The organism is Bacteroides sp. HPS0048 (genome assembly GCF_964240755.1).
Lineage (GTDB): Bacteria > Bacteroidota > Bacteroidia > Bacteroidales > Bacteroidaceae > Bacteroides > Bacteroides nordii.
In genome coordinates, this window is sequence record NZ_CAXSVC010000047.1 from 17,241 (window position 1) to 31,112 (window position 13,872).

A 13,872-nucleotide genomic window follows, 5' to 3' on the forward strand; every position below is an offset into this window, starting at 1 on the left:
GTGCCAATGTGCCAATTACTGTGCAGCATGATAGTGCAGTATATGGGTATATTGGCACATTGTTTAATGACACATTGACACATTATTAATTGGTACATTATTTCTCATATTATTTTTGCTTTCCGCAAAAAAGGCTTAACTTTGTTGGCGCTAATTTCGTGCCGATATGGAAACTCAGAACGTAAAAGATACGGTAAGACAGATATTTACAGAATATCTTAATGCGAACGGGCATCGTAAGACCCCCGAACGTTATGCCATACTTGACACTATATATTCCATAGATGGACATTTTGACATAGATATGCTCTATTCGCAGATGATGAACCAGGAGAATTTTCGTGTCAGTCGTGCGACACTCTATAATACCATCATTCTGCTTATTAACGCCCGGCTGATTATCAAGCATCAGTTCGGAACTTCTTCCCAATACGAGAAATCATACAATCGCGAGACGCATCATCACCAGATTTGCACGCAGTGTGGAAAAGTGACAGAGTTTCAGAATGAAGCGCTGCAAAACGCTATTGAAAATACCAGGTTAAGTCGGTTTCAGCTTTCACATTACTCCTTATATATTTATGGGGTATGCAGCAAGTGTGACCGTGCCAATAAACGGAAAAAAGTAAGTAACAACAATAAAAAAGAAAGATGAAAGTAGATGTACTATTAGGATTACAATGGGGCGATGAAGGTAAAGGTAAAGTAGTCGACGTATTAACTCCGAGATACGACGTGGTAGCACGTTTCCAGGGTGGCCCGAATGCCGGTCATACACTTGAGTTCGAAGGACAGAAATATGTGCTCCGTTCCATTCCTTCCGGTATTTTTCAGGGAGATAAGGTAAACATCATCGGTAATGGTGTTGTGTTAGATCCGGCTTTGTTTAAAGCAGAGGCTGAATCACTTGAAGCATCGGGACACAACTTAAAAGACAGACTGCACATTTCAAAGAAAGCGCATCTCATTTTGCCTACACACCGTATTCTCGATGCTGCTTATGAAGCCGCTAAGGGGGATGCTAAAGTAGGTACTACCGGAAAAGGTATCGGCCCGACTTATACTGATAAGGTGAGCCGTAACGGTGTTCGTGTAGGTGATATCCTCGATAACTTCGACCAGAAATATGCTGCTGCCAAAGCTCGCCACGAACAAATCCTGAAAGGACTGAATTATACATATGATCTGACAGAGATTGAAAAAGCATGGATGGAAGGTATTGAATACCTGAAACAGTTCCATCTGGTAGATAGTGAACATGAAGTGAACAACTTGTTGAGATCGGGTAAGAGTGTTCTTTGTGAAGGTGCACAGGGAACAATGCTTGATATCGATTTCGGTTCTTATCCGTTTGTAACTTCTTCAAATACAGTTTGTGCCGGTGCTTGTACCGGCTTGGGAGTAGCTCCTAACCGTATTGGTGAGGTATATGGTATCTTCAAGGCTTATTGTACACGTGTTGGTTCAGGTCCGTTCCCTACCGAGTTGTTTGATGAAACAGGCGATAAGATTTGTACACTGGGACATGAGTTTGGTTCGGTGACCGGTCGTAAACGCCGTTGCGGATGGATTGACCTGGTAGCGTTGAAATATTCTGTGATGATCAACGGAGTTACTAAACTCATTATGATGAAGAGTGATGTACTTGATACATTTGAGACAATCAAGGCTTGTGTTGCTTATAAAGTGAATGGTGAGGAGATAGATTATTTCCCCTATGACATCAATGAAAATGTAGAGCCTGTATATGCCGAACTTCCGGGATGGCAGGTTGACATGACGAAGATGCAGAGTGAAGATGAATTCCCCGAAGAATTCAATGCTTACCTCTCTTTCCTTGAAGAGCAGCTGGATGTAGAGATTAAGATTGTTTCAGTAGGTCCGGACAGAGAACAGACTATTGAAAGATATACGGAAGAATAAACGCATTTTTAGATAATTCTTCATAAAACAGGAGGGAAACTATTGTGATATACAAAGTTTCCCTTTATTTTTGGCAAGCTATTTGTACAGATGTTTGTAGTATTCATTTTAATTAAAGAAAGTATATGATATCGTATTGGGTATTATTTATCGGAATTGCCGTAGTAAGCTGGTTGGTGCAGATGAACTTGCAGAACAAGTTCAAGAAATATTCTAAGATACCTACCGGAAATGGAATGACAGGACGCGACGTGGCTATTAAGATGTTGAATGATAATGGAATCTATGACGTCAAAGTGACTCATACTCCCGGACAATTGACTGACCACTATAATCCTGCCAATAAGACAGTGAACCTGAGTGAAGGTGTATATGAAAGTAACAGTATTATGGCTGCTGCCGTAGCTGCTCATGAGTGCGGACATGCTCTTCAGCATGCGCAGGCTTATGCTCCGCTGACGATGCGTAGCAAGCTGGTTCCTGTAGTGAGCTTTGCTTCTCAATGGATGACCTGGTTGTTGCTGGCAGGTATCTTGTTGTTGAATTCGTTCCCTCAGTTGTTGCTGGCAGGTATTATCTTGTTTGCTATGACAACTTTGTTCAGCTTTGTCACTCTTCCGGTGGAGATCAATGCAAGTAAGCGTGCATTGGTATGGTTGAGCGCTTCGGGCATCACGAATTCACGTAATCATGCACAGGCAGAGGATGCGCTTCGTTCGGCTGCTTATACGTATGTGGTAGCTGCACTCAGTTCTTTGGCTACGTTGATTTATTATATAATGATATTCCTCGGCAGAAGAGATTAAGCTGCTTCTATTGTTTACCACAGAGGACATAGAGAGCACAGAGTTTTATTTTATTGAAACGCAGATTAACACAGGTTATCGCAGATTAAGATATTGTTATTCCTTGTCTTATATTTGTTTCCCTTTGCGTTAATCTGCGTTTTATATAGATAATAAACTCCGTGCCCTTTGTGTCCTCTGTGGTGAAATATAGATACGAGTGAGATTAACCCCAGATTCCCATGAATAATCAATAATTTCCTATAACTTTGCAGTTCGATAAATAAAACAGTTAGATTTATGGCAGCAAAACCAAGTATACCGAAAGGAACACGTGATTTTTCGCCCGTTGAGATGGCGAAGCGTAACTACATATTCAATACCATCCGCGATGTTTATCATCTTTATGGATTCCAGCAGATAGAAACTCCGTCTATGGAAATGCTTTCTACCCTGATGGGAAAGTATGGCGATGAAGGCGATAAACTTTTGTTTAAGATACAGAATTCGGGAGATTACTTCTCCGGCATCACTGATGAAGAATTACTGAGCCGTAATGCAGCAAAGCTGGCAAGTAAGTTTTGTGAAAAAGGATTGCGTTATGACCTCACAGTTCCGTTTGCCCGCTATGTGGTGATGCACCGTGATGAAATCACTTTTCCTTTCAAGCGTTACCAGATTCAACCCGTGTGGCGTGCGGATCGTCCTCAGAAAGGGCGTTACCGCGAGTTTTATCAGTGCGATGCCGATGTGGTAGGTAGTGATTCATTACTGAACGAAGTAGAGCTGATGCAGATTGTAGATACGGTGTTCACCCGTTTTGGTATCCGTGTCTGCATTAAGATCAACAACCGTAAGATCCTGACCGGTATTGCCGAGATTATCGGTGAAGCAGACAAGATTGTAGATATTACGGTGGCTATTGATAAGCTTGATAAGATCGGGCTGGAAAATGTGAACAGAGAGTTAGCTGATAAAGGAATCAGTGAAGAGGCGATTGCCAAATTACAGCCTATTATCTTGTTGAGCGGAACGAATGCAGAGAAGTTAACTACTTTGAAAACCGTACTTGCCGACAGCGAAATCGGAATTAAGGGAGTAGAAGAGAGCGAGTTTATCTTGAATACGCTTACAGCTATGGGGCTGAAGAATGAGATTGAATTAGACCTTACGCTGGCACGCGGCTTGAATTATTATACAGGAGCTATTTTTGAAGTGAAAGCACTGGATGTACAGATTGGTAGCATTACCGGTGGTGGACGCTACGATAATCTGACAGGTGTATTCGGTATGGCCGGTATATCGGGGGTAGGTATCTCTTTCGGTGCCGACCGTATCTTTGATGTACTCAATCAGCTGGAACTTTATCCGAAAGAAGCTGTAAATGGTACGCAATTGCTCTTTATTAATTTCGGAGAGAAAGAAGCAGCTTTTTCAATCGGTATTCTGGCGAAGGCTCGTGCGGCCGGTATCCGTGCAGAGATTTTTCCGGATGCTGCAAAGATGAAGAAACAGATGAGTTATGCCAATGCGAAGAACATCCCGTTTGTAGCTATTGTAGGCGAGAATGAGATGAATGAAGGCAAAGCGATGTTGAAAAATATGGAAACGGGAGAACAGAACCTTGTTTCGGCAGAAGAGCTGATTGAAACCCTTTTGAAATAGGCTTTTCGCTTCCCGGAGCTGAGGACCTTGCTCCCCGGAGTCGAACCATCTCCTCCCCGGAGCCGAGAGATATCCTCCCCGGAGCCGCGCAAATGGCGCAGCACCGGGGAGGATTTTTTGTACTTTTCAGAACTCTATTTTGTCAAGTATTCCGCTTAGCCAGGCGATGGCTATTCCATAGTTTGTCATAGGTACTTTCTGTTCTTTGGCCTGTGCGATCCGGCTGAGCACATATTTCCGGTTGAACATACAAGCACCACACTGGATGATAAGGTCGTACTTCTCCGGATTGGCCGGGAAATCATTGCCCGATACGATGTCTATCTGCAATTCTTCGCCTATTTTCTGGCGGAGCATACGAGGGAGTTTCACCCGGCCGATATCTTCCGACAGGGGAGCGTGCGTACAGGCTTCGGCTATCAGTACACGGGAGGTTTCTTTCAGTGTGCCTATAGTGGCTGCACTGGCGGTATAGTAGCCGATATCTCCTTTATAAGCCGCAAAGAGCACAGAGAAGGAAGTCAGTTTGCTTTCTGCCGGTTTCCGTTCATATACGGTTTTGAAGACTTGTGAGTCGGTAATTATCAACTTTGGAGGGCGGGAGAGAGCCTGAAGAGTAACCTCCATCTGGTCGGTAGTACAACTCACGGCAATGCATTTCTTATCCAGCAGTTCCCGCAGGGTCTGTGCCTGTGGGAGAATGAGCCGCCCTTTCGGTGCCTGTATATCCTGCGGCATGACAAGTAAAACGAGGTCACCTGCCGAAACAAGCTTTCCTGTGATGCTTTGTGCATCGAAGTCTTCGGGTAGACGCCGGATGATAGCCCGGCGAATGTCTTCCATACCCTGCCGGGTGTTTGCACTGACGATGAGGGGAGATTCTCCGGTCTTATTCTTTATGGCTGAGGCTATGGACGCTGCATCTTCCAGAATATCTGCTTTATTGAGCAGCAAGATTACCGGGATATTCTTTTCTTTCAACCGTTGTATCCATTGAAGCTCTTTGTCCATATCCGGATGGCAGAGCAGGAGGGCAATGTCTGTTTTTTCGGCTGCTTTCAAGGTGCGGGTCATCCGCATTTCGCCCAGCTCACCTTCATCGTCATATCCCGGAGTGTCGATAAAGAGGCAAGGGCCGACGCCCTGAATTTCCATTGCTTTGAGCACAGGATCGGTCGTTGTTCCCGGAGTATCGGAAACCAGTGCTACATCTTGTCCCGTCAAAGCATTGATAAGGGAAGATTTACCACTGTTTCGCCTTCCGAAGAGGGCGATATGGAGGCGGTTGGAATTGGGAGTCATCATAATTAATTTAGTTGACAGTTGACAATTGACAGTTGACAGTTGATAATTGACAGTGGACAATTGACAGTGGACAGTTAGCTGCGCTATCATTGCTGCGTAATATCGCGCAGCTAACTGTCAATTGTCCACTGTCAATTGTCCATTAAAAACGGAAGTCCCTTTTCCCTCCAGCTATTTCTTTCAGGTTTCTCAGGGCTATTTCTTTTATCTTCGGGTTGGGGATTTTTCCGGCTTCCCGTATGATCAGTTCTTCTCCTTTGGCACGTGTGGCGGGTGAGGCATAGTCTTCCAGATATTCTTTCAGGGTAACCAGTGCATTCGGAGCGCAGCAATTAGCTATCTGCCCGGATTTGACGAGTGACATGAACCGGTCGCCCGTTCTTCCTGCCCGGTAGCAGGCGGTACAGAAACTGGGGATATACCCCATATCGAGTAGCCAGCCCACAATTTCGTCCAGCGTGCGTGTGTCGCTCAGGTCAAACTGAGCAGAGTTTTCCGATAATGGCTCCGGTTCGGCGTAACCGCCTACGCTGGTTCGCGAACCTCCGCTGATCTGTGATATACCGATATCAAGCACTTGCCGACGCGATTCCTGCGATTCGCGGGTGGAAATGATCATCCCTGTATACGGTACGGCAATGCGGATCACTGCCACGATGCGGCGGAAAATCTCATCTGATATGGAGTTGGGAAAGTCTGCCGTATCAATGTCGTCCGCCGGACAGATACGTGGCACGCTAATCGTGTGCGGCCCTACTCCGAAAGTGGCTTCAAGGTGCTCTGCATGCATCAGCAGGCCCACAAAGTCATATCGGAATGTATTCAGACCGAAGAGTACTCCGATACCGACATCATCAATACCTCCCTGCATGGCGCGGTCCATGGCTTCGGTATGCCAGGCATAGTTACTTTTGGGGCCGGTGGGGTGGAGGAGCTCGTAATTTTCCTTGTGATAGGTTTCTTGAAAGAGGATATAGGTGCCGATTCCTGCATCCCTTAGTCGGGTATAGTTCTCTACCGTTGTAGCTGCAATATTCACGTTTACCCGGCGGATTGCCCCGTTCCTGTGTTTGATGCTATAGATGGTATCGATGGATTCAAGAATGTACTCAATCGGGTTGAGAAGTGGATGTTCTCCGGCTTCCAGTGCGAGGCGTTTGTGTCCCATGTTCTGTAAAGCGATTACTTCCCGGCGGATCTCTTCCTGTGTGAGCTTTTTGCGGGCAATGGTTTTATTCTTCAGGTGATAGGGGCAGTAGGTACAACCGTTGACGCAATAGTTGGAGAGATAAAGCGGTGCAAACATTACAATGCGGTTGCCGTAGAACTTCTGTTTGATTTCTTTGGCGAGGTGGAAGATGCGGTCTGTCAGTTCCGGCTGATCGCACTCTAATAGCAAGGCTGCCTCGCGGTGAGTGAGTCCTTTACATTGGGCGGCTTTGGTTATTAATTGTTCAATGAGCGCATGATTGTTTTTATTGGCACGGGCATATTCCAGTGTGTCCAAAACCTCCTGATGATTGATAAACTCTTCCGCTTTCTCCGAATCTACTCTATACATGGTTCAATAATTTATAGTTTATATTTCCCGAAGTCCCCTCTGTCGGTAACAATTCTGTAGCTGATGGCAGACAACTGTTGGTCCAATGCCGCAAGCCCTTCGGCAGCTTCGGCACCCAGAGAGGCTTTGTTGTTATATAGTTCGTACTTTCCCCTTACTTCCTGTGGGGAGAGGTTGGGCATCACTACATTGGCTCCTGCCAATATTCCCCGTTCGCGTCCGTCGGCGGCGAGGGTGGCGAGTGCCGTTGTCGCGGGGATAAGTGCTTGCGGATGCATCAGCCGGAAGATAGACAGCAGTCGTAACGTTTGTTCTATACTTCCCGAAGGTGACCCGGTAAAAGGGGTATTGGGATGCGGAATAAAGGGACCGATACCGATCATCTGCGGGCTGAAACGCTCTATGAACCGAATATCTTCAATGAGATGTTCCGTTGTCTGTCCGGGGCTTCCCACCATGATGCCCGTTCCCGTCTGATAGCCTATTTCCTTCAGCCATTGCAGGCATTGCAGGCGGGTATCCTGCCGCATTTCTGCCGGATGCAATTGGCGGTAATGCTCTTTATTGTAGGTTTCGTGGCGCAACAGATAACGATTGGCCCCGGCATGGAAGAAGCGTTCATACTCCTCGCGTGACTTCTCCCCCAAAGACAGCGTGATGGCACAATCCGGAAACTCCCCTCTGATGGCCGCCACAGTCCCCTCGATCCAGTCGGAAGATTGTGCCGCATCTTCACCACCTTGCAGCACAAAGGTACGGAATCCGAGTTTATATCCCTGTCGGCAACAGTCGAGAATCGTTTCCCGGCTAAGCCGGTAGCGTTCCACCTGTATGTTTCCTTTTCGTATGCCACAGTAGTAGCAGTTGTTCCGGCAGCAGTTGCTTATTTCAATCAGCCCCCGGATGTAGATGTTGTTTCCGAAATTTGCCAGCGCCACTTCACGGGCCTGGGCATACAGATACGAAAGGACGTCTGGATCCCGGCACGTCAGAAGCGCTTTGTAACCTTCCGGTGGGAGGCTATGTTCTTGTCTGAGTCTGTCAACTCCTATTTTCATAGGTTTCTTTTCGTTTGAGCAAATCCTGTACTAACTGCCGGCGGCCGGAAACAATATCGTTGTGTGTGCTTGGTCCGGTGATACATCCTCCTTCGCAGGCCATAACTTCGATGAACTGTCCTGCTGCCTTACCCGTTTTGGCACAAGCACGCAGCAGTGCTATGTTTTTCTTATTGATGTCCGATACCTGAAGTGCGTTTATTTTATCAGCTTCTTCTTTCAGATAGGCTTTGACAGCTCCCATCACACCGCCTGCCTGGGCAAAACCGTGTGCTTCGCGGACAGAGGTATATACCAAAGAGAACGGTTGTGTCTGTTCCAGCTGAATGTCCATTCCGTCGAGAATGGAACCTATCTCCTCAAATGTAAGGATAAAGTCCACAGCTTCGTCCCGGCGTATCTCTTTGCGCTTGGCTACACAAGGGCCAACAAATACGATCCGGGCGTCCGGATGTTTTGCTTTGGCAATACGTGCAGCGTAGTACATGGGCGATCCGGTAGCAGACACATACGGTTTCAGTTCCGGGATGTGCTTTTCTACCAGTTCGATGTAAGACGGGCAGCAAGAAGTGGTCATAAAAGCCTGGCCTTCTTCCAGTTTTTCCAGTAACTCGTGGGCTTCGTTGCTGGTGGTATCCATGGCACCCTGTGCCACCTCTATCACATCTGCGAAACCAATTTCGCGGAAGGCACCATATACATGTTCTATACTTGTCTTAAACTGTCCGAGGATGGAAGGTGCTACGATGGCTACCATTTTCTCTCCTTTACGGATGCGTTGCAGGATATCAAAAGCCTGCGATACTTCAAAAATTGCACCGAACGGACATGCGTTCATACACTTTCCGCAATAGATACATTTATCTTCGTTGATGTGTTCAATACCGTTCTCGTCTTTGCTGATGGCTTTCACCGGACAGGCTTCTTCACAGGGGACAGGGATGTAAACGATGGCGTGATATGGGCAACTTCTGTGGCATATACCGCAACTGACGCAAGTGTCGTGGTCAATCATCGCCTGCCCGTTTTTCTTGAAGCGGATCGCATCTTTAGGGCAGTTCATGTAACAACTGCGTGCCACGCATCCACGGCACAGATTGGTTATCTCATAGTTGATTTGTACGCAAGACGAACAGGCTTCGTCTATCACGCAGAAGATGTTTTCTTTGGTACATTCTTCTCTTTCCAGTGCTTGTCGGGCATATTCCGAAAGGTTAGTCAGTTCGTCATGCTCGTCTGTCATGTCGAGTCCCATCAAAGGGAGACATTTGTATTTCCATACAGCGCGTTCCTTATGGACGCAGCAACGGCCCAGAGGTTTCGATTTTTTGGGACTAAGCTCAATGGGAAGCCGGTCAATTTTGTCAATTAATTCATCTTTCTTCCAGAGTCTTACGAGGTCCGCCAGCAGTTTGTGGCGAACGATCATAACGTTGTTAGTAAATGCCATAATGTTTTTTTAGGGTTGTTAGGGGTTGCAAAGATAGTGAACTGTTTGCTGAAAAACTAATATTCGTTAAAGATGATTGTAATATGTACTGTGGGTTATTGAAAATAGAAACGTTACCGGTTTGTAAGCGTATTGTAAAGTCCGGACTTTACTTTTGTAACATGAATGTTTTACCGGATTAATTCATAATGAGGAGGTAACTAATATGAATAAGAATGAATGGATACAAAGAAGCCGCTTTGCCATGATTGGTACATTAATGACGATTGCAAGCCTGATGTTTTTGTTTTACATAGGTAGTTCGCTTATGGGTACTACAAAGAAGTACCATGCACAGGAGATAACACAGAGCCTGTTCTGATAATATGTTTCATCACAGAGGGCACAAAGAACACAGAGTTTTAAATCTCTGATGAATCGCGGATGGACACAGATTATCGCAGATAAAAATTTGGTTATTCTTTCTCTTATTTTTGTTTTCCTTTGCGACAATCTGTGTTCAGCGTTTCAATGAACCATCGCCTACCGAACCTCTCCGTGCGGGATGCACCGTACTTTTAATGTTTCCTGTTGTCCTGCTTTCAGCCCCGTATCAAAGAAAATACGAACCGAACCGGGATTGGGTGAATCATAACTCTGTACCGGTGTATTATCGGCTACGGAGAAGGAAGCCGAGGCCGGACTATCGATAATCAGATGTAACTTCTTACCTTCTTTGGTCAACTCTATCGTATACGGATCCAAAACTTTCGGAGTGGCGGAAGTAACCAGTGTCCAACGGACAGAGGCAGGGTTTGCAGCTGCCTGTACCCGGTCTGTTATTTGTAGATAATTCTCTTTGATAAGAACCACCTCTCTTGTAGCCTTTTTCAAATCGCCTTCAAACAGCGAAGTTAAGTCTACCGTAGCTCCCAACTTGTCGTCTTTCGTATAGGTTTTCGTGATAGGGGCAAAACCTTTCACATTGTGTTTCTTACCGTTTACGGTTAGTGTATTGTGCACAAAATTGTTATAGCGGAAGATATCCCAGCGCTGTCCGTCCTGGTTGCTATCCCACAAACGCACATTCTCTTTCTCCAGCGAATAATATTCCTGCATACCCAAATCCTGAGCCCAGCGTACTCCCAACGCTTCGAATACAAAAGAGCCTGCATCCATATGTGCATGGCTGGTAGAGGCAGTTCCGCCTTTGATACCCACATAGCATCCTTCACCTTCTTTCCAGGAAGTGTGTACCAGTGCTACAGGAGTTTTACCATGTCCTACCCATATTTTGGCAGTCGGGGGAGTGACTTCTTTCATATCAATAAGAGAGCCGTAAATGAGTATGATAGGTAGAAAACGGGTCTCTTCGGCTGTGAAATGAGTATCTGCACGTGATAAGAATATCTTCTCATTCCATAGCAAAGAAGGATCTTTCTGGCGGGCGGCGAACCAGAAGGTAGCCGGTAAAGCCTGGATGGTTTCGCGTGCATCGCTGAAGTTAAAGGCAAGTCCGGTAGTTCCTGCCATGTATTCCATATAGCGGGCGGACTCCATAAAGCCTTCTACCTTGCACAATCCGCCGTCGGAACCTAAGGCAGACTCCAGTGCAGCAATCAGGAAAACATTAAAGGTGGTTCCGTATCCCCAGTAGTTGTATCCTTCCGGATAGTTACCGTCCGGCGCATATCCTTTCACCGAAATGCCGATGGTAGACATAGCCCGTTCGATGATTTCTATTGCTTCTTCCCGATGATCCTCCATTATAGCGAGTGCTCCGTATACCATACCTGCATTACAAACCTGGTTCCAGTTATTCTCTGTCCGCAGGAAAGAATTGTACTGGCGGTCTTTAGATGGGGCAAAACCTTTATTCAGAATCGATTCTTTGATCAGTTTCTTTGTTTCGGGCTGCAACTTATCATAAAGCCAGTCATAACCTAAAGAGACAGCCAGCGTCATCTCTCCCGTATCCAGAAAGTGAGAGGGATTCCAGTCCTGAAAAGAGCAAACGGCAATCATCTCCTGCCCGGCACGCAACCGGTATTTTTCATCATTCGTCATTCGGTAGACGAACGAAAGGTAGAAAATACGTCTTAGCGCTTCGCGGGATACAGCTAAAAGGCGGCGTCCCTCTTTCTTGTAGACTAATGTGGGCTGGGTGAGTAATTTGTCGGATTCATCCAGCATGTAATTATACACCCGTTGTAGTTCGACGCTTTCGCTGAGGCTTTTGTGAATACGTTGTTCTTCGCCTTGTTTCAGCAACAAGCGGGGATGCTCTTGCAGCTGGCTGTAATTGAACGTTTGCGCTTTAAGGTGTGTTGCACTTCCTATGCACAGGCACAGACAAGTGTAAATAAGAACAAGTACTTTGTTATTCATGGCCGGGATAAATTAGTATTAAAACATAAACATGGCAACTCCTACAATACGGTTGTTGCAGACGGAATGGGTATCTTTTATTTTTCCGTTAGAGGCATCCATTGAACCGTACCAGGCAGAACTTAATGTATATTCGAGTCCGAATTTCCAGTGGGCTACATTGTAAGTAAGTTCGGCTCCTGCCATTACTACCTGGTCAACATCGGTTCCTGTACCGTAAAGTTTGGTGACGGCATCACCTGTTCCTAAATTTTTGGTATATCCTAAGAAGATACCCGGTTTCCACTTCTGACCGTACACTACGTTAAGCCATGAGCTGGAATTCAGAATAGAAGCATACTCCTGTTCACCGGTCAGCTTGTCTATTGCTTTAACACCGTAACCACCTAACATAGAAGTTTGGGTCAGGTTGCTGCCAAGTACACTTTTGGCTGCAATGAACCAGTTTTTATTGGTGTATCTCACATGTGCCTCGTAGGAGAGGGTAGTGATACGTTCGTCCACTTTATAGGTATGGGATATCACCTCTTGAGAATCGTTATCAGAACCAACGGGTACTGTCGCTTCCGTTCTTGGCTTGATAGATAACAGTTCAATGCCCACGCCTGCCAGCCAGTTCTTGGCTTTATAGTCTATACCGGCATAAATCTCCGGTACGCAACTGTTTTTAATATAATTCTGGCTCTTTACATTATTCGGTCCTACCGACAGATATTGTGACTGCCAGATAGCTGCTGCGGTCAGTTGCATGTTCTTGTTCTTGAATTGATAGCGTATCTGCGGAGCACGGCTGAAAGGCTGAAAAGGTGCTCCTACCGATAAATTCAATATTTGTGGAGAGACATCACCAAACAGGGGATGCCAGGTCTGTCCCAATAATAGAGCAGATTTCCCCCAGTCCAGATTCAGATAGGCGTGTCTCAGGCGAACAGTGGAATAGCTTGTTCCTGAACCTCTGAAGTCTACTTCTACTTTGGTTGATGTTTTGGCTTTTCCGAGTTTCGGACCGGTCACATCCACTCCAAGCCGGGTGTATAAGGTATAAAAACTTCCATTAGCAGTCGCATTCAGGTCTTTACCATTTGCATCCAGTCTTTCGTCGAGCGGATACATGTAGAATAGACCGTCTACTGTTTCCTGATTGGCCCGGCTATTATAATAAAGGTCTGTGCGGATCTGACCATAAAATTTATAACTGAAATCTTTCTTCTGGGCCGATCCGTTTATTGCTGCCAGAAGGCATACTGTAAGTAGTAGATTCTTTTTCATAAGTAAAATGTTTGCGTAAAATGACGTGCAAAGGTACATAATTTATTCTGTAATTTGATTTGATTCAAATGGGAATAGTTTTGAGTGCATTTCACTACAGAGTAACACAGAGTTTAAATCTTTATTGAAACGCGGATAAACGCAGATTTTCGCAAAGGGAAACAAATCTAAGATAAAGAAATACAGTATTTCAATCTGTGTTTCTGTGTTAATTCGCCTTCCATCAGATAGATAGTACTCTGTGGAACTCTGTGTGGGTTTTACTCATTTCCGATCTGTTTTGAACTTAATGGCGTTTGTCATTGCTATCAGTCTCTTTCTCCGGTATTGATAAAGCTCTATCTCGTAGAGTAACGTATGAAGCCTCGGTGTGTAACGTTGTTTTACATGTACATGTAAAACAAGACTGTGTACCGGGAAACAGGGCCGACGCATTAAAATGCGCTGTCCTGTAAAAGTGTTGACAGGTATTTTTCATCCCATCCTGCT

Annotated in this window: 11 protein-coding genes; 5 read left to right on the forward strand and 6 right to left on the reverse strand. The window is 45.6% G+C overall.

Translation table 11 applies throughout. The annotated features are described in order from the left end of the window. The first annotated feature begins 166 nt into the window (after positions 1-166). From ACESQI_RS22330 to hisS, 4 genes are all read left to right on the forward strand, one after another. Positions 167-655 carry a Fur family transcriptional regulator gene (locus ACESQI_RS22330; protein WP_002560897.1) on the forward strand — a complete coding sequence of 163 codons (489 nt, stop codon included), beginning with the start codon at positions 167-169 and terminating at the stop codon, positions 653-655. Further along, positions 652-1,923 (forward strand): adenylosuccinate synthase, encoded by a 1,272-nt coding sequence (locus ACESQI_RS22335; RefSeq protein WP_002560898.1) that lies wholly within the window; start codon positions 652-654, stop codon positions 1,921-1,923. Before ACESQI_RS22330 ends, ACESQI_RS22335 begins: the two co-directional genes overlap by 4 nt. Before the next feature lie 125 nt (positions 1,924-2,048). Next, complete coding sequence (locus tag ACESQI_RS22340) at positions 2,049-2,729, forward strand: zinc metallopeptidase (protein WP_002560899.1); 681 nt, start codon at positions 2,049-2,051, stop codon at positions 2,727-2,729. Between the two features lie 279 nt (positions 2,730-3,008). After that, on the forward strand, positions 3,009-4,373 hold the full coding sequence (gene hisS / locus ACESQI_RS22345; RefSeq protein WP_373127194.1) for a histidine--tRNA ligase: 1,365 nt from the start codon (positions 3,009-3,011) through the stop codon (positions 4,371-4,373). Positions 4,374-4,499: 126 nt separating this feature from the next. Here the strand turns inward: hisS and hydF are convergent, their stop codons facing one another. From hydF to ACESQI_RS22365, 4 genes are all read right to left on the reverse strand, one after another. Beyond that, positions 4,500-5,678: a [FeFe] hydrogenase H-cluster maturation GTPase HydF gene (gene hydF / locus ACESQI_RS22350; protein WP_373127196.1), complete on the reverse strand. Its 1,179-nt coding sequence runs from the start codon at positions 5,676-5,678 to the stop codon at positions 4,500-4,502. Between the two features lie 142 nt (positions 5,679-5,820). Beyond that, positions 5,821-7,239, reverse strand: coding sequence for a [FeFe] hydrogenase H-cluster radical SAM maturase HydG (gene hydG, locus ACESQI_RS22355; protein ID WP_007486085.1), 1,419 nt, complete (start codon positions 7,237-7,239; stop codon positions 5,821-5,823). An 11-nt stretch (positions 7,240-7,250) separates the two neighbouring features. Further along, on the reverse strand, positions 7,251-8,297 hold the full coding sequence (gene hydE / locus ACESQI_RS22360; protein ID WP_007486086.1) for a [FeFe] hydrogenase H-cluster radical SAM maturase HydE: 1,047 nt from the start codon (positions 8,295-8,297) through the stop codon (positions 7,251-7,253). Further along, complete coding sequence (locus ACESQI_RS22365) at positions 8,281-9,747, reverse strand: monomeric [FeFe] hydrogenase (protein ID WP_007486087.1); 1,467 nt, start codon at positions 9,745-9,747, stop codon at positions 8,281-8,283. Before ACESQI_RS22365 ends, hydE begins: the two co-directional genes overlap by 17 nt. Before the next feature lie 205 nt (positions 9,748-9,952). Here ACESQI_RS22365 and ACESQI_RS22370 point away from each other — a divergent pair, with 205 nt between their 5' ends. Further along, entirely contained in the window at positions 9,953-10,108 is a 156-nt protein-coding gene (locus tag ACESQI_RS22370) for a hypothetical protein (protein ID WP_002560905.1), read from the forward strand. A 161-nt stretch (positions 10,109-10,269) separates the two neighbouring features. Here ACESQI_RS22370 and ACESQI_RS22375 read toward each other — a convergent pair whose 3' ends face one another. Both ACESQI_RS22375 and ACESQI_RS22380 read right to left on the reverse strand, forming a co-directional pair. Then, positions 10,270-12,114 carry a heparinase II/III family protein gene (locus ACESQI_RS22375; RefSeq protein WP_373127199.1) on the reverse strand — a complete coding sequence of 615 codons (1,845 nt, stop codon included), beginning with the start codon at positions 12,112-12,114 and terminating at the stop codon, positions 10,270-10,272. Positions 12,115-12,132: 18 nt separating this feature from the next. Next, positions 12,133-13,383 (reverse strand): hypothetical protein, encoded by a 1,251-nt coding sequence (locus tag ACESQI_RS22380; protein WP_373127201.1) that lies wholly within the window; start codon positions 13,381-13,383, stop codon positions 12,133-12,135. Positions 13,384-13,872 lie beyond the last annotated feature (489 nt).